The 21,410-nt window shown below is 44.0% G+C and carries 22 protein-coding genes; 4 read left to right on the top strand and 18 right to left on the bottom strand.

What is annotated here, in order from left to right; all coding sequences use genetic code 11:
• Window positions 1-7 precede the first annotated feature (7 nt).
• The 8 genes from EL84_RS20770 to EL84_RS20735 form a co-directional block, all read right to left on the bottom strand.
• Complete coding sequence (locus EL84_RS20770; RefSeq protein ID WP_047842938.1) at window positions 8-751, bottom strand: YggS family pyridoxal phosphate-dependent enzyme; 744 nt, start codon at window positions 749-751, stop codon at window positions 8-10.
• Between the two features lie 323 nt (window positions 752-1,074).
• Complete coding sequence (rbsB, locus tag EL84_RS20765) at window positions 1,075-2,007, bottom strand: ribose ABC transporter substrate-binding protein RbsB (RefSeq protein ID WP_036615972.1); 933 nt, start codon at window positions 2,005-2,007, stop codon at window positions 1,075-1,077.
• 14 nt (window positions 2,008-2,021) lie between these two features.
• Window positions 2,022-2,984, bottom strand: a complete 963-nt coding sequence (locus EL84_RS20760) for an ABC transporter permease subunit (RefSeq protein ID WP_370511443.1) — start codon at window positions 2,982-2,984, stop codon at window positions 2,022-2,024.
• A 10-nt stretch (window positions 2,985-2,994) separates the two neighbouring features.
• Window positions 2,995-4,476: a sugar ABC transporter ATP-binding protein gene (locus tag EL84_RS20755; protein ID WP_047842937.1), complete on the bottom strand. Its 1,482-nt coding sequence runs from the start codon at window positions 4,474-4,476 to the stop codon at window positions 2,995-2,997.
• A 14-nt stretch (window positions 4,477-4,490) separates the two neighbouring features.
• A complete protein-coding gene (rbsD, locus tag EL84_RS20750) occupies window positions 4,491-4,892 on the bottom strand; it encodes a D-ribose pyranase (RefSeq protein WP_047842936.1) in 402 nt (133 codons plus the stop codon).
• On the bottom strand, window positions 4,892-5,770 hold the full coding sequence (gene rbsK / locus EL84_RS20745) for a ribokinase (RefSeq protein ID WP_047842935.1): 879 nt from the start codon (window positions 5,768-5,770) through the stop codon (window positions 4,892-4,894). Before rbsK ends, rbsD begins: the two co-directional genes overlap by 1 nt.
• Window positions 5,763-6,752, bottom strand: a complete 990-nt coding sequence (locus tag EL84_RS20740) for a LacI family DNA-binding transcriptional regulator (protein WP_047842934.1) — start codon at window positions 6,750-6,752, stop codon at window positions 5,763-5,765. Before EL84_RS20740 ends, rbsK begins: the two co-directional genes overlap by 8 nt.
• 310 nt (window positions 6,753-7,062) lie before the next feature.
• Window positions 7,063-7,470, bottom strand: coding sequence for a cupin domain-containing protein (locus tag EL84_RS20735; protein WP_047842933.1), 408 nt, complete (start codon window positions 7,468-7,470; stop codon window positions 7,063-7,065).
• A gap of 200 nt (window positions 7,471-7,670) precedes the next feature.
• On the opposite strand from EL84_RS20735, the gene EL84_RS20730 reads away from it, so the two are divergent.
• Window positions 7,671-8,231 (top strand): TetR/AcrR family transcriptional regulator, encoded by a 561-nt coding sequence (locus EL84_RS20730; protein WP_047842932.1) that lies wholly within the window; start codon window positions 7,671-7,673, stop codon window positions 8,229-8,231.
• A 160-nt stretch (window positions 8,232-8,391) separates the two neighbouring features.
• On the top strand, window positions 8,392-9,360 hold the full coding sequence (locus EL84_RS20725; protein WP_152683047.1) for a DMT family transporter: 969 nt from the start codon (window positions 8,392-8,394) through the stop codon (window positions 9,358-9,360).
• 102 nt (window positions 9,361-9,462) lie between these two features.
• Here the strand turns inward: EL84_RS20725 and EL84_RS20720 are convergent, their stop codons facing one another.
• From EL84_RS20720 to EL84_RS20695, 6 genes are all read right to left on the bottom strand, one after another.
• The gene (locus EL84_RS20720; RefSeq protein WP_161799441.1) at window positions 9,463-10,113 is read right to left on the bottom strand and encodes a DUF4309 domain-containing protein; all 651 of its coding nucleotides are present in this window, start codon (window positions 10,111-10,113) and stop codon (window positions 9,463-9,465) included.
• Window positions 10,114-10,139: 26 nt separating this feature from the next.
• On the bottom strand, window positions 10,140-10,463 hold the full coding sequence (locus EL84_RS20715) for a hypothetical protein (RefSeq protein ID WP_047842930.1): 324 nt from the start codon (window positions 10,461-10,463) through the stop codon (window positions 10,140-10,142).
• Between the two features lie 433 nt (window positions 10,464-10,896).
• On the bottom strand, window positions 10,897-12,030 hold the full coding sequence (locus tag EL84_RS20710) for a serine hydrolase domain-containing protein (RefSeq protein WP_047842929.1): 1,134 nt from the start codon (window positions 12,028-12,030) through the stop codon (window positions 10,897-10,899).
• Window positions 12,031-12,361: 331 nt separating this feature from the next.
• Window positions 12,362-12,946: a nitroreductase gene (locus EL84_RS20705; RefSeq protein WP_047842928.1), complete on the bottom strand. Its 585-nt coding sequence runs from the start codon at window positions 12,944-12,946 to the stop codon at window positions 12,362-12,364.
• Between the two features lie 31 nt (window positions 12,947-12,977).
• Window positions 12,978-14,948 (bottom strand): AraC family transcriptional regulator, encoded by a 1,971-nt coding sequence (locus tag EL84_RS20700; protein ID WP_047842927.1) that lies wholly within the window; start codon window positions 14,946-14,948, stop codon window positions 12,978-12,980.
• A 181-nt stretch (window positions 14,949-15,129) separates the two neighbouring features.
• Entirely contained in the window at window positions 15,130-15,324 is a 195-nt protein-coding gene (locus tag EL84_RS20695; protein WP_017688524.1) for a hypothetical protein, read from the bottom strand.
• 171 nt (window positions 15,325-15,495) lie between these two features.
• Between EL84_RS20695 and EL84_RS20690 the strand changes: the two genes are divergently transcribed.
• Window positions 15,496-16,167, top strand: coding sequence for a cyclase family protein (locus tag EL84_RS20690; RefSeq protein ID WP_047842926.1), 672 nt, complete (start codon window positions 15,496-15,498; stop codon window positions 16,165-16,167).
• A 73-nt stretch (window positions 16,168-16,240) separates the two neighbouring features.
• Here the strand turns inward: EL84_RS20690 and EL84_RS20685 are convergent, their stop codons facing one another.
• Complete coding sequence (locus EL84_RS20685) at window positions 16,241-17,113, bottom strand: YitT family protein (protein WP_017688526.1); 873 nt, start codon at window positions 17,111-17,113, stop codon at window positions 16,241-16,243.
• 90 nt (window positions 17,114-17,203) lie between these two features.
• Window positions 17,204-17,560, bottom strand: coding sequence for a MerR family transcriptional regulator (locus EL84_RS20680; RefSeq protein WP_047842925.1), 357 nt, complete (start codon window positions 17,558-17,560; stop codon window positions 17,204-17,206).
• Window positions 17,561-17,671: 111 nt separating this feature from the next.
• On the opposite strand from EL84_RS20680, the gene EL84_RS20675 reads away from it, so the two are divergent.
• The gene (locus EL84_RS20675) at window positions 17,672-18,445 is read left to right on the top strand and encodes an SDR family NAD(P)-dependent oxidoreductase (RefSeq protein ID WP_047842924.1); all 774 of its coding nucleotides are present in this window, start codon (window positions 17,672-17,674) and stop codon (window positions 18,443-18,445) included.
• A 185-nt stretch (window positions 18,446-18,630) separates the two neighbouring features.
• Here EL84_RS20675 and nspC read toward each other — a convergent pair whose 3' ends face one another.
• Window positions 18,631-19,758, bottom strand: a complete 1,128-nt coding sequence (gene nspC / locus EL84_RS20670; protein ID WP_036616008.1) for a carboxynorspermidine decarboxylase — start codon at window positions 19,756-19,758, stop codon at window positions 18,631-18,633.
• Between the two features lies 1 nt (window position 19,759).
• Window positions 19,760-20,998, bottom strand: coding sequence for a saccharopine dehydrogenase family protein (locus tag EL84_RS20665; protein WP_036616010.1), 1,239 nt, complete (start codon window positions 20,996-20,998; stop codon window positions 19,760-19,762).
• Window positions 20,999-21,410 lie beyond the last annotated feature (412 nt).

Below are 21,410 nucleotides of genomic sequence, written 5' to 3'. Positions count from 1 at the left end.
CTCTCACTTAATCATCGATGCGTGTGTTTTCATTCCAGTAATACTCGTCCGGTAAATAGCGTTGACCAAATACACTTGTCCCTACACGTATCATTGTAGCTCCTTCTTCAATGGCGACTTGGAAGTCACCAGACATACCCATCGATAAAATATCCATTTCTACGCGTGGAATATTTTTCTCTTTAATCTGTGTACGGATCTGGTTTAACAATCGAAAACAATGTCGTGTTTCTTCGTTTGTCGCATTCAGTTTTCCAATGGTCATTAGACCTTTCACGTTTAATGTCTCGAATTGAGACACCTGTTCTACAAGCTCAACGGCTGTTTCTGGAGAGGCACCAAATTTACTTTCTTCGTAGGACGTATTAATTTGCACAAGAATGTCTAAGGTCTTATTCTCTTTGAGAAGCTGGTTATGTAACGCTTGACCCAGTTTCAGACGATCTACGGAATGGATGAGAGTAACATATTTAACTACGTCCTTTACTTTATTTGTTTGCAGATGTCCGATAAAATGCCATTCCACCTGCTTGCTTTGTTCCATGAGTGGGAATTTGTCTCGGAGTTCTTGAGCTTTGTTTTCTCCAAACAGGACCTCACCTGCTTGAATAGCTATTTGTAATTTCTCTAGCGGTACCGTTTTGGTCGCGAGCAACAACTTGATGTCCTCTATGTTGCGACCTGAAGCCTGGCAGGCCAATGCCATTTGCTGTCTTACAGCTTGAAGATTTTCTTCTACTAGATGTTTCATGTCAGCCACCTTCTTTCTATTCCAAACAGGAATGAATCAATGAGATTAGCTCCTCCTTATGTATTGTGAAGACTGTGTAGAACGTCATGCTAGTATAGCAACGCATGGATTGGATATACATATCCAAAAATGATCTTTTGGAACAGTCCAAAACGACAAATAGGACATTAATTCAATTGGTGTTCCTTTAATACGCTTTTAAAAGTCAATAATCTGATTGATGTGATGCCCGCACGCTTCTTCCAAAATGAAAAAAGCCGCTAAATTAGCGGCTTGGTTTAGTTCTATGTTCATGTCCAAGAAGATACATGTTTTATGATGATTTACTCGTTCACATTTTCCTTGGTTACCAGCTTCAATTCAGCGGGAATCGATGACTCCACCTGCTTGCCACTGAGCACATCCAGAGCTGCTTGCAGCGCCAGTTGGCCAATCAGTATAGGCTGCTGAGCGACTGTTGCTGTCAATTTACCATCCTGAATGGATTTGATTGCATCATCATTGCCATCGAATCCGATGACCGGAATGTCTTTACCTGAGCTTTGAATCGCTTCAATCGCACCAAGTGCCATCTCATCGTTATGGGCAAATACTGCTTGTACGTCAGGATTACCTTGTAGCAAGTTCTCCATGACATTTAATCCTTTGGACCGATCGAAATCAGCAGATTGTTTAGAAACCACATCAAGTTGCTTGTCGGCCACTTCATGGAAACCTTTACCCCGTTCTCTTGTTGCGGAAGCGCCAGGTACACCCTCAAGTTCAATGACTTTTGCTCCCTCACCCAGTTGTTCCACAAAATATTCAGCTGCCATGCGTCCACCTTTAACGTTATCAGATGCCACTAGTGCCGCCACTTCGCCTTTATCTGCGGAGCGATCCAGCGTGATCACAGGAATGCCCACACTATTAGCGGATTGAACCGCTGTGGAGATCGCTGCAGAGTCCGCAGGGTTAATTAGCAGTGCACTAACGCCTTGCTGAATGAGATCATCAACATCATTGGTTTGTTTTGCCGAATCGTTCTGCGCATCCACCACGATGACCTGTATTCCCTGTTTTTTGGCTTCAGCCATTACCCCGTCCTTCAGTGATACAAAGAATGGATTGTTTAGTGTAGATATCGACAAACCTATTTTCTTCTGTCCATTACTTTTGTTTGGGTTAGGTTTCGCCCATTCCGGTGGCTCCAGAGAGCACCCGGCCAGAACGATGATCATCAGCATACTTATGAGTGTTACAGTCCACTTTTTCATATTCGCTTCTCTCCTTATGCTGTTTTCTTGCGGTCCAGCAGGACGGCAATGGCAATGACGATACCTTTTACAACCATTTGATAAAATGAGTTTACTTCAAGCAAGTTCAATCCATTATTCAACACGCCGATAATCAGAACACCGATCAGTGTACCAACGATGCGTCCGCGTCCTCCAGCAAGGCTTGTACCACCCAATACAACTGCTGCGATTGCATCCAGCTCGTAGGATGTACCTGCCGTTGGTTGCGCTGAATTCAAACGCGATGTCAGAATTGCACCTGCCAGAGCAGCGAGCATACCTGTCAGGGAGTAGATCATAATTTTCACGCGATTAACTTTGATACCCGAGATAATGGAGGCTTTCTCATTACCGCCGATGGCGTACGTTTTGCGGCCAAAAGCCGTTTTATGCAAAACAATCCACAGAATCATGAAGGTAATCAGCATCGTGATTGCAGGTACCGGAATGCCCAGCAGGTAACCGCGGCCAAACAGTTGGAACAACAGGTTATCCCCGAGTCCTGTAATTGGATTACCATTCGTGTACACCAACGTCAGTCCTCTGAATATCGTCATGGTTGCCAATGTAGCGATAAACGGAGCCATTTTACCTTTGGTAATCATCAGTCCGTTCACCATACCCATGACACCACCGAGTGCTACACCGATAATGATGGACAAGATCGGATCGAGGCCAGACAACATCATATTTGCTACAAAAGCACTGGATAAAGCCAAGATTGAGCCGACCGACAGATCAATTCCACCCGTCAGGATAACAAACGTCATACCAAAGGCAATCAGCGCATTAATCGAGACTTGACGCAATAAATTCAGTATATTAAGCGGTTCCAAGAAACTTGGATTCAACACCGATACGATGAGAATAAGAATGATTAAGCCAAGCAACGGTCCCAATTTTTGTATCACGTTTGAGAAACGGAATCCGCTTTTAGCCGTTTTGTTTTCCTGCATTGTTGTCATATCACTGTCCCCCTGTGGCCAATGTCATAATGTGTTCTTGTGTTGCTACTTCCCTTGCAACCTCGCCACTGATGTGTCCCTCATGCACAACCGCGATCCGGTCACTCATGCCAAGCACTTCAGGTAGCTCCGACGATACCATGATGATTGCAACGCCGCGGTCAGTCAGTTCATTCATCAATTCATAGATTTCGCGCTTCGCCCCGACATCCACTCCGCGGGTAGGTTCATCCAGGATAAGCACGCTTGGTCCGATACCAACCCATTTCGCGATAACCACCTTCTGCTGGTTACCCCCGGATAGATTCCTTGCCGCCGTCTCGGAGGATTGAGTTTTGATCTGAAGACGTTTGATTAGTGTATCTACGAAGTCTTGTTCTTTCGAAGTTGAGATGAAACCTTTGCTTGAAAAACTGAACAGATTTGGCAACGCCATATTCTCGCGAATAGAGAAGTCTAATACCAGCCCTTCATCCTTGCGGTCTTCTGTAATAAATCCGATTCCATGTTTCACTGCATCTGCCGGTTTACGAATGTTTGCTTTTTTGCCGCGGATGAAGATTTCACCGCTATCCAACGTATCCAGACCAAAGATGGTTCTCATGATCTCTGTTCGTCCAGAACCCATGAGTCCTGAGAAACCGAGTATTTCCCCCGCTCTCACGGTGAAGTTAATATTCTCGAATAGACCTTTGCTGCTTGCATTCCTTACTTCGAGGACAACTTCACCATAAGAAGGATTCCGGACGGGATAACGCTCGGTAAGTTCACGACCTACCATTTTCCGCACCACTTCATCAAAGCTTGTCTGCGGAATAGCTTGCGTGTCCACCGTTCTTCCGTCACGCATGATGGTAATCCGGTCACAGATCGTGAATATCTCCTCCATTCGGTGAGAAATATACACGATGGATACGCCTTCCTTCTTCAGCGAGCTGATTACACCAAACAACTTCTGGATCTCGCGCTCCGTAAGTGCTGCTGTTGGCTCGTCCATAATGATGACCTTGGCATCAGTCATTAGCGCTTTGGCAATCTCGATCATCTGTTGCTGCCCGACAGAGCACTCTCCCGCAGGACGTTCCAGTGGTATGTCTACAGAAAGTTTAGCGAACTGTTCTTTGGCGAGCGCTTTCATTTGTCTTGTATTAAGCAACCCGATGGATGATGTCAGTTCCTTACCGATAAAGAGATTATCCAGCACCGTCATTTCAGGCCATACGTTCAGCTCCTGATGTATGAATGTGATACCCAGTTTCTCGGCTTCCTTTGGACTTGCAAAATAGTTTTCTTCTCCGTCTATGGTGATGGTTCCCTGATCACGCTGATGAAGACCAATCAGAATGTTCATCAGCGTGGATTTGCCGGCTCCATTCTCCCCCATCAGGGCATGAACCTCACCATCTTTTAGTTCAAAATCCACTCCGCTCAGCACCTGATTCGTTCCAAACGCTTTATGAATGTCTTGCATCTGAATGTGCATTACGCAACCTCCTTTTAACCGAAATGGACTCCCGATTGTAAAATGCAATTGGCATAGGGTGTGGCTTCACCTGTGCGGATGACCGCTTTCACCTGCCGAGTTAATGCTTTGAATTGTTCATGGCTAACGGAAGCATCGATGGCTTCTACCCCGAATTTCTCTGTGATGAATTGAATGGCTACGGGATTGCCTTTGCGAATCTCTTCAGCCACAATGACTTTCTCAATGACCATATCTTCTGCGATCACTTCCACCACTTCGCGAAAACTTGGTGTTCCCAGTTTGAGTGCCAGATCAATTTTGAGTACCCCGTCCGGTACTGGCAGACCTGCATCCGCAATCGCAATCATGTCTGTATGGCCCAGATCAGACAAAATCTTGGAAATGTGACTATTCAACATGCCATTTCTTTTCATTACAAGCTCTCCTCTACTTCATCACGCGTTGGCATACCGCCCTGCGCTCCGAACTTGGTGACGGACAACGATGCAGCCCGATTGGCGAAGCGTATACTCTCTTGCAACGCTTTTCCTTCAGCCAAAGCAACTGCAAATGCGGCGTTGAACGTATCTCCTGCCCCAGTAGTATCAACAGCCTCAACTTTATAAGTTGGGACTAGAATTTCCTCAGTGCCATCAAAGTAACGTACACCTTTACTGCCCTCCGTGATGAACAACTTGTTAGGATACTGACGTAATGCCTGTGCCGGACTCATACCCTGAAATAAAATCTCGGCTTCATGCTCGTTCGGCGTGATATATGCAGCGTTGTCGATCACTTCTTGCGGCAATGTTCTCGCCGGTGCGGGATTAAGCAGCAGCGGTGTTCCGAATTCTGCACACAATGCACTCACATGCACAACCGTTTCCTCCGGAATTTCCTGCTGAATTAATACGATATCTGCATCGCGGATCACTTCAGCTGCTTCATCGACATATGCAGGAGTGACTTCCCGATTCGCCGCTTCAACCACTACGATACTATTATCACCTTCTGCCAGAATGATATGAGCCGTACCACTTTCTAAATGTGTAACCGGTTTCACATTTTGCGTATTTACAGCATTTGCTCTAAAGTTCTCTACAATATCTTTGCCAAAAGCATCGTCGCCTACCCGGCCGATCATCGCAACCTCGGCACCCAGTCGTGCAGCGGCAACAGCCTGATTGGCTCCTTTGCCACCTGGAACCGTTTTGAAGCTATCGCCAAGAACGGTTTCACCCGCCCCCGGCCGTCTTGACGAAGTAACAACCAGATCCATCGAACTGCTTCCAATTACACATATTTTAGCCATCTGATCTCACCTTTCTCGTAGTGCCCCGTTCGATGAAACTTACGGGCAACTGTATGTTTTTGTTCTCTACTGCAGCTTGTTCCACAAGCTGGATAAGTAATCCCGCTGCTGCTCTTCCCATCTCGTATGCTGGCTGACGGATGGTGGACAATGCCGGCGATAACAGGCTGCTCATCGGAATATCATCGAAACCAATCACTTGTACGTCATCAGGAACCTTTCTTCCAATCCGTGATGCCTCATGCAGTACTGCCATGGCTGCGATGTCATTGCTGGCAATGACGCCGTCTGTGTCCGCGTACTTTCTGAATAATTCTTCAGCCCATACCCCTGCCTCGTTAATTGAAAATGAGGTCGTCTGGATCACCCGGTAGTCTAACCCAGCATCACGGATGATTTCAATCGCCCCTTCAAAACGATCTTGAGCGGGTCTGATCTGTGACGGTCCCTGCATAACTGTGATCCGGCGACTGCCGCGTTTGATAATCTCCCTTGCCGCTAGTCTTCCACCTTCCCTGCCATCTGCATACACGGATGGACGATCCAGTGAAGTTCTGTCCAGAAACACCACGGGAATCTTCAGTTTTTCATATATTGAAGAATGAGGGTAGTTCGTTGAAGAGATCACACCAACCACGTTGTTCTGGATAAACGTCTGGATGTAATCCTGCTCCTTCCGTTCATCCTCATCACTATTTCCAAATATCAGTCTGTAATCCTGCTCCTGCATCCGGTCCTCTACGCCGCGGGCCAACTGCGGGAAGTAAGGGTTCGTAATATCCGGCAACAACAGTCCAATCAGTTTGGATTTACGCTTATATAATGAGCGAGCCACTTCATTTGGCGAAAAGTTAAGCGCCTTCACAGCATCTTCCACTTTCTTGCGTGTGTCCGCATGAACATAACCTCTATCATTAATGACTCTGGATACGGTGGCAACAGATACGCCAGCCAGTTGAGCTACGTCTTTAATTGTTGTCATAAGTTGCTCTCCTCTATGTGTAACCGGTTACAGACATTAAATTATCATATTATTTTCAATTTGACAAGCGTTTTCATTCTGGAAATTTCTCCAAGTATACATAAAGTGCACTGGAATCCATCTATATCATGGTTTCTTCCTGCCAGGGAGATTGATACTTCATAGATGTAAAGAGCCATCACTCGATTAAAATTCAGAGTGATGGCACCCAGATCAACATAAGAATCAGCAATCTCGCTGAACTTAAATAGCCTTTAATTTAACAAATTAGGAGTAACATTTTCGAATAAATCAATTCATAGCGTTTATTTTACAACTTCCCGTAAACTTCATCTGTCACTGGTTCCAACCATTCCGGTGTACCCGCAGTGATCGCAATGTGTTCAAACCAACTATCTTTAGCGGCACCATGCCAGTGTTTTACACCATCATGAGTCACAATAACATCGCCGGCTTTTAGGAATTGAGCAGGTTTTCCTTCTTCCTGATACCAACCTTCCCCACCAGTCACTAACAACAGCTGAAATCCACCGCGATGGATATGCCAGTTATTTCTGCATCCCGGTTCAAACGTTACATTCCCAACACCCACATTCACTTTGGGATCAGCAACCAAGGATTGGAGATAACTTTGCCCTATGAAATATTGCGAAAATGCTTCGTTTTTTTCTCCTACCGGGAATATCACTCCATCTTTAACTTCTTCATGTTTAACCATTTTATTTCCTCCAATGTGATCTTATTGATTAATGCGTCCTGCTCCTATGTTGACCTAAAAATGATTACACACATACGTGCGATATCGCACATTCGTGTATAATATAGAATAATTGCACTGCCTCTGCAAGGATCAAATGAACCCGATCTGTGCCTTATGGCGCAAGGAGACAACATTTGTGCAATTACTCTCTGGAAAGAATGGTGATTACTATCGTTTCTATTACAGATCGAAGAATACTTAAGTCTCAGGAAGCGATCAAATCCGCTTTTATCAAACTCATGAATGAGAAACCTTTTGATACCATTACGATGCAAGATATCTCTGATCATGCAAATGTCGGCCGCAGAACGATATACCATCACTATTCGGACAAATTTGACTTGCTGGATAAATTAATTGAAGAACATATCGATGAACTACGAAGATTGTGCAAAGAAGCATCCGATCTGGATTTTATAGAAAGCAATGTACTTTGGTTCGAATATTTTGAAGTTCACTATTCATTTTTCTCGGCTATGTTACTGAGTAAAGGAGCCCCTTTTTTCCGCAATCGCTTCCTGGCTCTTGTCATTGAAGAACTGGAAGATGAGGTGAATGTGACGGAGGGGAAAAATAAAGGACTAACAAAAGAAGTGATTCTCACGTTCTTTGGTACAGCAATCGTGGGTATCGTGGAATCCTATTTCACGAATGGATTACCCCGGCAACCTCATATTGTCGCAGAACAAATAGGGATTTTATTAGAAAGGAATCTATAACATAGACTCCTCATGAACCGTTCCTTCTTGATATTCTTATCAGCTGAGGAGCGGTTTATTAATTATCATTACAAAGATTAGCGATATGTGATATGGTCAGTGAGGATGTTAATAGATTCATACATACATATGTACATGAAATGTGAGGAGAAGATCGAAAGTGATAGAGAGAAATACCCTTGAGAAACCGAGTAAATTTAGTGATCCCATTTTTGTCATGCTCGTGGCAAGCCTTTGTTGCTTGTTATGGGGAAGTGCGTACCCATCCATCAAACTTGGATATATTGCATTTAACATAATGCCGGAAGATATTGCTTCCAAGTATGTATTTGCAGGATACCGGTTTACACTGGCGGGTATGCTGCTCTTGCTCCTGTCTCGTATCGTTAGAAAACAGAAGCTCCAATTAACCAAGCCTCAGTGGACAGGCCTCATCATGTTAGGTATATTGCAAACCGGTTTGCAATATATGTTTTTCTACGTTGGCGTAGCCAATACGACAGGTGTCAAAGGCTCCATTATGAACGCTACTACAACCTTTTTCAGTGTTGTTCTGGCCCATTTCATCTATAAAAACGACAAATTAAGCAGAAATAAAATCGTTGGTTGCTTGCTTGGATTCGTTGGTGTAATCATCGTAAACTTCCATACGGATCTGCTTGCTTTTTCCTTTTCATTCACAGGCGAAGGCTTCGTTATTATAGCGGCACTTGTTTTTTCCGTTACAGCCCTTTACGCAAAACGTCTCACGGCTACGATCGATGTTCTGATCATAACAGGTGTCAGCTTATTCGTCGGGGGACTGGTACTTACGCTGTTAGGTCTATCACTCGGCGGTCGTGTCACCCATTTCACCTTGGAATCCACGAGTAACTTAATCTACCTGGCTTTGCTGTCATCTGTCGCATTTTGTCTATGGAATATGCTTCTCAAGTACAACAAGGTCGGAAGAGTGTCTGTCTACAACTTCCTTATCCCTGTGTTTGGCGCTTTATTATCAGCGTTATTTCTGGGGGAAACGATCTTGGAACTGAAAAATCTGGTCGCATTACTGTTCGTGTCAGTCGGCATTTATTTAGTCAATCGTGTACGTTCTGTGCAAAGCTCTAATAACACTCCAATGAAATAGACTACGCGTCCCACTTTCATGGATAACAAAAAAAGCCGCTAATTAGCGGCTTTTCATGTAAATGTGATTAAGCTATGCTTCATTTCTTTACGATGTTATACCTTAATATATATTCGTAAAGTCAATTAAGTCTTCTTCTTCCAAATAATTAAAAACTATAGTGTGCTTACCCAGCTCATATTCCATCTCATAACCACCAACAACTTCATTATAATATTCCGAGGTGGGTTTTCCCATCCATCGTTTCACATTCCATGGTGAGAGATACTGCTTTTCATTGTAAAGCTGGATAACCGCAATACGTGATTTCTTGCTAAGCTCGTGCATGTATGAATCAAACCCGACGCCGAATTTAGAATAATAATAGTACGCTCCCCATTCCCCGTTTGAACGAGAATTGGGTTTCCCCAACTTTTTTTGCATTGCTTGAAGCGTCATACCAATCTTGATGTCCGTCCGGCCTGGCAATACACCCTTTAAAGCGGCTTCCTTCAGGCTTTTCAGGTAAGCGCGATCGCCAACACCCGAGTTCGGCCAAGCATCTGAACGAAGGTTGCGCGTATCTTCCAAGCGCATTTCCAATTTATTCACATTCAACTTAAACGTATCAACCCCATAGACGAATTGAAGGTTGTTGTAATTTTTGAACTGCACTCGAGCACCTGAAAGAGTACGGATTCCATCATCTCTGCTTGCAGAGTAGGAATCGTCGATTTTTTTTCCCTTATTATCGACATATGTTACACGGCGCAATTCCCCGGAACGAACAATATACGTTTTCACCTCATTGAAATTAGAAGTTCCCCATCGGTGATCATCAGCATGTCTGGTGTACTAGCCTCTTTGCTTTTCACAACAAAGTTCCAGGTTTGAGGCAAAATAATCGTACTCAGATCCAGTTTTGCTGCCTGAACAGTTCCGTATGCTGCACCTTTTTTCAGCAAGGCTGCACGATACGTTCCTGAATAACTCTTGTCGCCTTTTTTATTGTTGGTCCAACCATTTTCTTCGGTTAGCGTTCTCTTCTGTTCATCATAAGCGAAAATATAAACGGTGTAAGCCGTTTGCTTGGCATCACGAAGCGTAAATGAAAGCCGGCTCATACTTTCGAGCTGTTTGGCGGAGATTTGCTCTCCTTTGGCAGCAGCATTGGGTGGTAGAAGGAGCAATGCGCTCAGAACGTAGACGAATAAGGTAAGTAAGGCCAGAGAAGCCCATTTTGATTGGTGCTTAGGGTGTCATCGATGACTCTCCTTTGAGTAAAAAATAAAATCCAACAGCTCTTTTCTAATTATGAATCGTTCACAATCTCAACATTCAAACAGGTACTTGTTAGCGTGTAATCTTGATCAAACTATGTAATTAATTTAGGTTCATGTTAAATAAGCATATCCTCCTACTAGTACTAATTTCCTAAGAATGATAACATACCCTTTCTAATAAAGAAATAACAATCTAATTAATAGATTTCGAATCATATAACATAAAAAAGCCGCTATTTAGCGGCTCTTCAAGTAACTTCGAATACGATATGATTTATAGACAGGAGTAAACCACATTACGTAAGCGTCGTTGAACGTATGGTTCCTGACTGTTAAGCAGGTGCTGTGCATACATGACTGTAAGCTCTGAATCCGGATCAATAATAGCCATACAACCAGCAGCACCACTCCATCCAAATTCACCAAGCGGGCTCAGCGAACCACTGCCTGCTTTGGAGATATGTGTACGGACACCTAGTCCATAGCCGTATCCATACATATGATCCCATGAATAATCAGCACGAGTCATCTCGTTCAGGTGGTCCGTTCGCATCAGTTCCACTGAAGCTTGTGACAGAATGCGCACGCCTTCGGGACTAGTACCATGCCCAGTAAGCGCGTTCAGAAAACGTGCATAATCGCTAACGGTTGATAGCAACCCTGCACCGCCGCTTTCCAGCTCCGTACCCACACGGAATCCATTGCCGTCAAAACGTACAGCCTTTTCAAGCTCATCATTATAAGCATACTGTGGAATCAGGCGTGTCTGCTGCTCATCGTTCAGATTAAACGCTGTATCGTTCATGCCAAGGGGTCCGGTAATTTCGTCCCGCAGATAGGTACCAAAGCGTTTGCCACTTACCACTTCCACCAAGGCTCCTAGCACATCATGGCACATGCTGTAATTCCAGTGTGTCCCTGGTTCAAACAGCAGTGGTTCTTTCGCAAGCGCTCTCGCGAAGTCACGTGTTGGCAATGTTCCGTCGGTGCTTTTTACAGCTTCTTGAATGCTTGGACTACCCACGTCATACGAGAACCCGGCGGTCATGGTGAACAAATCACGAACTGTAATGGCTTTTGTCGCCTTTTCCAGCCGGATCTCGCCGTTCGCCATCGTTTTCTTTACCGTCATCTCAGCATACTCTGGCAGATAATCAGACAGTGGGTCGCTTAGCAGCATTTCACCTCTCTCAACCAGTTGCAATCCTGCCACGCAGGTCATAATTTTGGTCATGGAGTATAGATTGAAGATCGCTCCATCACCGATAGGTGTTTTCTCTTCCAGATTGGCGTATCCATTACGATAATGGAAAACGGTATCATTTCGATGCATCACCAGCACCTCTGCCCACGGTACACGCCAGGATGTAATGCGGTCAATAAATGAAGCAAGCGGTTTAAAGTCCATTTTTTCCCGTCCTTCTATGTAAAATCGTTTATCATTTTGCGATGTGGTACATGTTCACTCCCACAATCGACATATTATTAATATACGACCTTTTACAACGATTGACTACCACCTATATGGCCTCAACCATCCATTTATTGACCGCCGAATTTGTATTTCATTTCGTTCATGATTTGGCAGGCAGTGTGAGATAACGTTAATCAGAAACAGTTTGAACTCCTCAATGTCTGACATCCAATCAACATCGATATTCAATTATGCAAAAAAGCCGCTATGTTCGCGGCTTACAATGAGTTCGTTTCACAGCTCGGAACCGTATGAAGTATCACTACTACTGTACTTCTGCTCTTGCCGTGGAGACAAAGGTCATCAATTCTTCTACGGGTGTGCGAGGACGAGGTTTGGGAACCTTGTTTGTATCAAAATACCCCAGATGAAGTGTGCCAACAATTCTCTCCCCTGGTCTCACACCGGTCTTGAAGTAGAAATCAGGATCGAAATTATATTCATTTGTCTTCCACACTACGCCGATATCCTGCTCCCATGCCAGGAGTTGAATATTTTGAATAAGGGCAGCACTAGCCCCCACAGCATCTTCCCATACCCGTTGTCTCGGATCAGCCTCAATCACAACCAGCAGATGGGCTTGGATAGATTCGCAATAGTCCTTTTGCAACTTCTCTGTCCAGCGCTCCCGCTCATCTTTGGAAAACGTATGTAGCACCGCATCAGCAAATTGCTTCCGACCTTCTTCTACAAATAATATGAAGCGCCATGGCTCTTTACGGGAATGAACAGGTGCCCACACGGCCGCTTCCAGCAAGTGCATGATCGTTTCTTTGGCCAGCGGTTTGCCATTGAACTGACGAATGGTTCTTCGTTCACGAATGAGCTTCTCTACGACGGACGTTTCCATATGCATTAATCCTCCTGTCTCGTTTCCTTATTTATTGGGTAAGGAAATTTACCGCTTCGTCGATAATCTTGCTCTGTCCAATGGGTCCTCCCGGACCTTGGAACCACAAGCCGTAGTCAACGATGTAGACATTGTTGTTTTTAACAGCATTCAGGCTTTTCCACACTGCTGTTTTTTGCAATTCTGTCGTTTCATTCTCGTCTGATGACAACAGGAAAATATGATCGGGATTAATCGATGGTAACGACTCCATGGAGATTACTTTCATTGAATCTGTCGGGTCAGGTATGGATACAGGAGGTGTCAGGCCTAGATCGTCGTACAGAACCTCATAGTTTCTTTTACTGTAATAACGCACTTCTTTATCGGATAAACGCAGGAACATCACGGTCTCGTCTCCGATGTATTGCTTGATTTTCTCACGGGCTTCTGCAGCTTTCTTTTCGTATTCTTCAATGACCTGTTTGGCCTGATCCGTCTTCCCTAACATATCTCCCATATGTAACAGGCTTGTCTTCATACGAATAATACCTTGCTCGTCCTGCAGCTTCTCTGCCAGCAAGGTAGGCGCAATTTTGCTGAGGCTGTCATAGGCATCACTCATGAAATCCTGACCGATAATCAGGTCTGGCTCTGCCGCCAATATGCTTTCGTAGTTGGGATCAACCTGCCAGCCCAGATTTTCTTTTCCTTGTAGTTGATCGGACAGGTAGGTAGGAAACTGATCACTCCCCTCCTCATTACTGGATGCTGCCTGGGGTACAATACCGAGTGCTAACAAATAGTCAGTTGCAGCCGGGAACAACGAAATAATATGCTGAGGATCACCTTTGATGACAGTTTCTCCCCAAGGATGCTTAACAACACGCTCCTGTACTGCTGATTCGGTGGATTGCGCATCTTCGGTGGTTGGAGCATTGTTACCGCTTGTTCCATTACTGCTTGTTGCTGAACTGCCCTGAGAAGGGGAACAGGCTGATATTAATAATGTAAGGCTGAGCATCAAAAGCAATGCAACGGGTTTTCTCGATCTCATAGATGTAAGTGATTCTCCTTTGGGTTTGTATTGATAATAATTATCATCATCAATAGGATCATAACCGCGATGCATGGGACTGACAATGGACAATTCTGATTCTTGAATAGCATTATTCTGACCGGTTGGCAGGGCGATACATTTTTGTTTGAACCGACCTGGTGAAAGGCCAAAATGCTTTTTAAATAAACGATTAAAATAGATCACATCTGGAATGCCGATTGCCTCGGCAATCTTCTGAAGAGATGCATCTGTGTGCAACAGCAGCTCCTTGGCTTTGTACATCCGTATCCGAGTTAAATAGGTAATCAGACTGCTGCCTGTCTCTTTCTTGAACGTTCTCGACAGATGCCCTGCACTGCAATCCAGAAGTTCTGCGAGCGGATCGACCATAACGGGCAACATGTAGTTCTCTTGAAGATAACGAACGGCTTGAGCTACCAGATCGGGCTTGGCAGTCTCAATTCCTTGTGCACTTAACTGCCTCATTAATTCATTAATAAATTGATAAAATAACGTCTTTACCTGAAATTTCGAGAACGCATCTGTCCGTTCCCAATGTTGCTCTATTTTTTGGACTTTATCATATAAGTCAATGGGATAGCTTGGGGCGAAAGCATATTGCACGTGAAACGGGACATGTTGCCTGAGCAGAGCTTGATTCTCACGAGTATTGGATAACGACAAATTAGCCCGATAAAACATCAAATAAAATTCGAATGAATCCTCGTTCAGGGAAATATTCATCCATACCCCCTTGCCTCCATGTAAGACTTGCATCTGATCGATCGCGTACATCGTGTCATCCAGCGTAATCGTTGCATTGCCGCGAACTGTATATATAAAACCGCTAATTGGAAATCGATAGGCATGGATGGGTTCGCCAGCGCGCACGACGACGTGACGCACTTCCCATATTTTAATTGAGGCCAGATTCCATAACTTCACATGCTCTTCTACGTGCATCTCTTCCTTCACCTTCCACAACCCATTAAGTTAGCAAAACATCAGCGAAATCAGCGGATATTTTCACTTTTCTCCATTCTATCGATAATCATTCTCAACTACAACATATATCTTCCTATTCGATAAATTGCTACGCACGAATAAGCCGATCCATGAAAGGATCGGCTTATGTTGTAACGTTCTAGACTTCGCCGCGTCTGTTCTCAACCGATTTCATACGGTTTTGATCATCTGGTACCCGGTCAACACTGAACTCTTGACCAGCTTCAACCTCACCATGACCGGAAATATTTCGCGAAAAATTAGTGAACTGTCTCTTTTGCTCATCCAGCTCGTGTTTTTGCTTCAAAAGCTCTTGCGGGTCCTGTTTTGTCACTATGCTAACCTCCCATACATACTTGAAGTCATGCAATTTAATTCGTACTACAGAAGTTTTCCATAAGAGAGCTGTACTTATGCATGAAGTACCGATTCCTTTCATAATATGAGTCCATACATTCACCAAACATTATATAGAACCTGTGTGACATAAAGGAGAGAACAACAGATGAAGCGGATCGTCTTGTCCTATCCTCTTAGTGTAAATACTCCCGTTTATAAAGATAATCCTCCTGTTGAGATTCAGCAGCAGTCCAGCATAGATCAAGGAGATCTGTATAACCAATTTATTATCACATCTCTCAACCATAATGGAACTCATATTGACGGGCCTTGGCATTTCAATCCGCAAGGTCTAAAAATAAGCGAGATTCCAATAGACTACTTTATCTTTACTCATCCAACAATCCTCGATATTCCCAAAGGTGATGATGAACTTATTACCAAAGCTGACCTGGAGCCCTATGAACATCAGATCGCTGGCTCTGATCTACTGCTCATACGCACAGGTTTTGGAAAGTTTCGATCATCTGACCCTATTCGTTATAGGGATCATAACCCAGGGTTTGCAGCGGATGCTGCAAGCTACCTGATGGTTTTTGATTCATTGCGAGCAGTTGGGATGGATATGATCTCTTCAGGCTCTGTGATTCACGTGGATGAAGCTATCGCTTTTCATCAAATTATGCTCGGGAAAGGTCGGGTTGATGGCAAGTTCATTCTACTTATAGAGGATATGAATTTAAACCATGATTTATCTGGAATTGAAAAGGTATATGCTGTTCCATTATATATTGAAGGTATTGACAGTAGCTTCAGTACAATTTTTACGGAAGCTTGATTTTTTTTATATGCATAAGGTAAACAAAAACGCGCTGGCAAGAGTATTCCTCCTGTCAGCGCGTTTTTGTATGTTAGTGAATATCTTTCTTTTTGAAATTGCCGCCTCTCACTTCAGCAACATCATATACGACTACAAAAGCAGTTGGGTCAATTTCGTGAATGATATCTTTAATTTTACTCTCTTCCATCCGGTTAATGACACAAGTAATTTCCTTGAATTGCTCATTAGAGTAGCCACCGTAAGCCTCGGTATACGTTGCTCCACGGCCTAAACGGTCCCGAATGGTTTCAACCATAATCTCAGGTTGATTCGTAATAATTTTAAACGTTTTGGAGCCGCTCAAGCCCTCTTCAACAATATGTATTACTTTAGAAGCAATAAAATACGCAAGTCCTGACAAGATCGCACCTTGCAGACCGAACACGGTAGAAACGACAATAAATACAAACATGTTGAGGAACAGAATGAGATCACTGGTTCCAAAAGGTACTTTTCGCGAAAGGAGTACAGCCAGCATATCTATGCCATCCAATGCGCCACCATTACGTAATGCAAGTCCCATACCAAAACCGATGATAATCCCGCCGACAACCGTAACAAGCAAGGTATCACCTTCAATGATGGTTGGTATATGGTGCATCAGACTGGTGCTGATTGCGAGTGAAGCAATACCGATGATCGAATATAACGCAAAGCTTTTTCCGATTTGCTTGTACCCGAGCCACACAAATGGAATGTTAATAATCCCGATGAGCATCCCCAGTGGTAATCCGAACAGCTGTGATCCTACGATACTCAGACCTGTGACACCACCATCTGAGACATTATTCGGGATCAATATGGCTTCGAGGCCATATGCCGTTATAAATCCCCCAATGATAATCAATAATACTTTGGAGAGAATCTTTAACTTGTTTGACTTTTGTTTTCTGTTTTGATGCATTGCATTTCCCCCTTGATGAACAACCGATAAAAAACAGTCTATAATAAAAATCACTGTTTTGGCAATAGATCGTCATTTGTGTGTGTTAGTTCATTGTCCGATGAGCGTTCGATACGACGAAATTTTACGCTCAAGCATCTCATCTGCTGTGTTAAGTATGTGCATCTGTTTTTGAATCGACTCTTTATGCTCCTCCAGCAGCTTCAAACGATCCGCCGCCGTATGCTCCCCTTCCTTAAACAAGGACGCATACTTCTTAATAATAGCAATGGGCATTTGAGTCTCTTTTAATTTGATCACAAATTGCAGCCACTTCAGGTGTGACTCGTTGTATCGCCTGTCTCCACTGGCATCTCGGAGAGGAGTTACAATCTGTTCCTTCTCATAATAACGCAACGTATGTGCACTGATATGGAGTAATTCTGCCACTTCACCAATGGTATGCATGGTTAACCTCCCCTCCATTTTCCCGCTTGACTTAGAGTAAGCTCTAATCAGTATAGTCAACTCGTGGTCACATCACAATAAAAAATGAAATCAGATCCAGGAGGAATTCCCATGAAATATACAGTGATTACCGGTGCCAGTTCAGGCATTGGATATGAAGCGGCTTTAGCTTTTGCAGCTCGTGACAAAAATATAATTCTGGCAGCACGCAGAACCGATGAATTGGACAAGTTAAAAGCAAAAGTAGCTGAAATCAATCCTGCTCTGGATGTTGTCATTCGTACAGTGGATTTGTCCATTGCCGCTAATGTGCATGAATTCTATGAGAGTCTTCACGCTTACTCCATTGAGACGTGGATTAACAACGCCGGATTCGGAAATTTTGCTTCCGTGGGCGAACAACATCTGCCCAAGATTGAACAGATGCTTCATCTAAATATAGAAGCTCTTACGATTCTTTCTTCCCTGTATGTACGTGATTATGCAGATGTTGATGGCACACAGATCATTAATATCTCCTCTGGTGGTGGATATACGATTGTAGCCGATGCAGTAACCTACTGCGCAACCAAGTTCTATGTAAGTGCCTTTACGGAAGGACTTGCGCAAGAGTTAAAAGGTAAGAACGCAGCGATGCAAGCCAAGGTTCTCGCACCGGCTGCAACCGAGACAGAATTTGCGAAACATTCTTTTAATGTAGATGAGTTTGAATATGAAGGCAGAGTTCCCAAGTTCCATACGGCGGAACAAATGGCTGGATTTTTGCTAGAGTTGTATGACAGTGAAAGTGTAGTCGGCATTGTGGATGGGTTGACGTATGATTTTGAACTAAGAGAACCGATTTTTCCCTACGCTGCACGAGCAGCCTCTAAACCGAAAAATTAACCCGAAAACTGAAGTCGAAGCTAAGTCGGCTCAATACCGGTAAACATTCACCTAACCTCACTGATAAACATCATTAAATCTAATCGTTAAACTTCATTGGACGTTAAAAAGGGAACCTGTCTCCAGGTTCCCTTCTTTGTATTTATTTTCAATTCTATATTAATACTTACTATATAATGAAGTAATTATGCCAGCCTCATTTTGAAATCCTGATATCCGAATTCGCGAACAACTTCGCAATCGCCGTCTTTTCTTTTGATTGCAATCGCTGGAAGCGGCATGCCGTTGAACGTATTGGTTTTCACCATGGAGTAAATCGCCATGTCCTCGAATACCAGACGGTCGCCTTCTTGCAAAGGCTGATCGAATGAATAGTCCCCAATTACGTCACCAGACAGACAGGTTTGTCCACCAAGACGATACAGATGGGCTTTCTCGCCTACTTCTCCCGAACCGATCAGCGGCGGACGATATGGCATTTCCAGCACATCCGGCATATGACACGTAGCTGAAGTATCCAGAATAGCGATGTCCATACCGTTTTTATGGAAGTCCAGCACAGAGGTCACCAGATAACCCGCGTTCAGCGCAACAGCTTCTCCCGGCTCCAGATATACTTCCAGGCCATAATCGTTCTGCATACGCTTGATGCATGCTTCCAGTCTTGGAATATCATAATCTTCACGTGTGATATGGTGCCCACCACCGAAGTTGATCCATTCCATCTGCGGCAACCATTGTCCGAACTTCTCGACCACTGCATTCAGCGTAGTCTCCAGATCGTCGGAGTTTTGCTGACACAGTGTGTGGAAGTGCAGTCCGGAGACGCCTTCCAACAGGTCTGCATCGAAATCCTCCAGTTTCGCGCCAAAACGCGAACCCGGAGAACACGGATCGTAGATCTCATGTCCTTCTTGGGTAGAGCATTCAGGGTTGACGCGCAAGCCGACCTTACGGCCAGCTTGAAGCGCCTTATCCTTGAATTTTGCAAGCTGCGAAAATGAGTTGAAAATAATGTGGTCGCAGATGGAGATAATCTCGTCGATCTCTTCTGCGCGGTATGCTGGAGCAAAGACATGATTCTCTTTGCCCATTTCCTCATGGCCCAGACGCGCTTCATACAAACCGCTTGCCGTTGCACCGCTCAGGTATTCTCCAATCAGCGGATACATCGCAGTCATAGAGAATGCTTTTTGAGCCAGCACGATTTTGGCACCTGTACGCTGCATAACACCGTTCAGGATTTTCAGGTTTTTCTCAATAAGCGCCTCGTCAACAACAAAACATGGTGTCGGTAATTGCTCGAACCGCATTTTAGCGAACAAGCTCCGATTCTTTAACTTCTTCTGGCAGCTCATCAACGAGTACCGGGTTGAAGTCTTCTACCCATGGGAGGCCCCATTTGTTCAACTCTTCCATGAATGGATCTGGGTTGAACTCTTCTACATTATATACGCCTGGTTTGTTCCATTTGCCTGTCATGACCATTGCTGCACCGATCATTGCTGGAACGCCTGTTGTGTAAGAGATCGCTTGGGAACCCACTTCTTTATAACACTCTTGGTGATCACAGATATTGTAAACATAATATGTTTTGTCTTTGCCGTCTTTTTTACCTTTGAAAATACAACCGATGTTTGTTTTACCTACAGTACGTGGTCCAAGGGATGCTGGATCAGGCAGTACTGCTTTCAGGAATTGCAGTGGAATAATTTGTTTACCTTCATATTCAATAGGCTCGATTGAAGTCATGCCTACATTTTCAAGAGCTTTCAAGTGAGTCAGGTAGCTTTGGCCAAATGTCATGAAGAAACGGATACGTTTCAGACCTGGCATGTTTTTTGCCAAAGATTCCAATTCCTCATGGTACAACAGGTACATGTCTTTCTCGCCAACTTCTTTGAAGTCGTAGACACGTTTGATTTCCATCGGCTTCGTTTCGATCCATTCACCATTTTCCCAATATTTTCCGTTCGCAGATACTTCGCGAATGTTGATCTCAGGGTTGAAGTTGGTTGCGAACGGATAGCCGTGGTCGCCGCCATTGCAGTCCAGAATGTCGATATACTCAATTTCGTCAAAGTAGTGCTTCAGGGCATAAGCGGAGAATACGCCAGTCACACCTGGGTCAAATCCACTACCGAGCAATGCAGTGATGCCTGCTTGTTCAAAACGCTCTTTGTAATCCCATTGCCAGCTGTATTCAAACTTCGCTGTATCATGTGGCTCATAGTTCGCTGTGTCCATGTAATTTGTTTTAGTTGCAAGACAAGCATCCATGATTGTCAGATCTTGATACGGCAAAGCGAGGTTCATAACGATATCCGGTTTAACTTCGTTGATCAGAGCGATCAGTTCGTCAACATTGTCAGCATCAACTTGTGCTGTTGTAATTTTTGTTTTTCCGCCGTCCAGCTTGGCTTTGAGTTCATCACATTTTGATTTTGTACGACTCGCGATGCAGATTTCCTCAAAAACTTCGCTGTTTTGAACGCATTTGTGTACTGCCACGGAAGCAACGCCGCCGGCGCCGATGATTAGTGCTTTTCCCATTTTACATTCTCCTATCCCAATATGTATTTTTTTTAAAATTGGTTTAATACGGTGACAACAAGACAACAAAAAAAGCAAGGTGAAAAATGCTCGCAATCGCGCATCATCACACTTGCTTATCGATATACATCATAAAAAAGACGTGAAGTCTCCATGACCAAAAAAGTTCACAAGAACTCCTTTGGCGGAAAGCTTCTTCATGTATATCAATATTGGATCAGAGTCTATATAGCAAATAATTCGCCTTTACCACTCTTATTGACCGTTTCACAAGTTGATGTGCAATTGCACTGGTTGTAAAGTAACCAACTTATAAAATTTGAGCTTTGAACTCAATCAATAAAGCAACATAAGTTGCCAATCGGCGTTTGACCCGGCTGTCCGTATGGCCTTAACTTCCTGGTGAAGTGGT

It is taken from the genome of Paenibacillus sp. VT-400 (genome assembly GCF_001029205.1).
Classification (GTDB): Bacteria; Bacillota; Bacilli; order Paenibacillales; family Paenibacillaceae; genus Paenibacillus; species Paenibacillus amylolyticus.
The sequence above is the reverse complement of the archived record's forward strand: the minus strand, read 5'-3'. Positions and strand labels throughout refer to the sequence as shown.

Bases quoted from the DNA above. Each gene is read 5' to 3' on its own strand.
- EL84_RS20675 (WP_047842924.1), top strand. From the start codon at position 17,672: ATGAAATATACAGTGATTACCGGTGCCAGTTCAGGCATTGGATATGAA.
- rbsD (WP_047842936.1), bottom strand. From the start codon at position 4,892: ATGAAAAGAAATGGCATGTTGAATAGTCACATTTCCAAGATTTTGTCT.
- rbsK (WP_047842935.1), bottom strand. From the start codon at position 5,770: ATGGCTAAAATATGTGTAATTGGAAGCAGTTCGATGGATCTGGTTGTT.
- EL84_RS20715 (WP_047842930.1), bottom strand. From the start codon at position 10,463: ATGAGCCGGCTTTCATTTACGCTTCGTGATGCCAAGCAAACGGCTTAC.
- EL84_RS20680 (WP_047842925.1), bottom strand. From the start codon at position 17,560: ATGCATACCATTGGTGAAGTGGCAGAATTACTCCATATCAGTGCACAT.
- nspC (WP_036616008.1), bottom strand. From the start codon at position 19,758: ATGCGGTTCGAGCAATTACCGACACCATGTTTTGTTGTTGACGAGGCG.
- EL84_RS20735 (WP_047842933.1), bottom strand. From the start codon at position 7,470: ATGGTTAAACATGAAGAAGTTAAAGATGGAGTGATATTCCCGGTAGGA.
- EL84_RS20770 (WP_047842938.1), bottom strand. From the start codon at position 751: ATGAAACATCTAGTAGAAGAAAATCTTCAAGCTGTAAGACAGCAAATG.
- EL84_RS20710 (WP_047842929.1), bottom strand. From the start codon at position 12,030: ATGGACTTTAAACCGCTTGCTTCATTTATTGACCGCATTACATCCTGG.
- EL84_RS20665 (WP_036616010.1), bottom strand. From the start codon at position 20,998: ATGGGAAAAGCACTAATCATCGGCGCCGGCGGCGTTGCTTCCGTGGCA.
- EL84_RS20690 (WP_047842926.1), top strand. From the start codon at position 15,496: ATGAAGCGGATCGTCTTGTCCTATCCTCTTAGTGTAAATACTCCCGTT.
- EL84_RS20730 (WP_047842932.1), top strand. From the start codon at position 7,671: ATGGTGATTACTATCGTTTCTATTACAGATCGAAGAATACTTAAGTCT.
- EL84_RS20760 (WP_370511443.1), bottom strand. From the start codon at position 2,984: ATGCAGGAAAACAAAACGGCTAAAAGCGGATTCCGTTTCTCAAACGTG.
- EL84_RS20685 (WP_017688526.1), bottom strand. From the start codon at position 17,113: ATGCATCAAAACAGAAAACAAAAGTCAAACAAGTTAAAGATTCTCTCC.
- EL84_RS20705 (WP_047842928.1), bottom strand. From the start codon at position 12,946: ATGGAAACGTCCGTCGTAGAGAAGCTCATTCGTGAACGAAGAACCATT.
- EL84_RS20740 (WP_047842934.1), bottom strand. From the start codon at position 6,752: ATGACAACAATTAAAGACGTAGCTCAACTGGCTGGCGTATCTGTTGCC.
- EL84_RS20755 (WP_047842937.1), bottom strand. From the start codon at position 4,476: ATGCACATTCAGATGCAAGACATTCATAAAGCGTTTGGAACGAATCAG.
- EL84_RS20700 (WP_047842927.1), bottom strand. From the start codon at position 14,948: ATGCACGTAGAAGAGCATGTGAAGTTATGGAATCTGGCCTCAATTAAA.
- rbsB (WP_036615972.1), bottom strand. From the start codon at position 2,007: ATGAAAAAGTGGACTGTAACACTCATAAGTATGCTGATGATCATCGTT.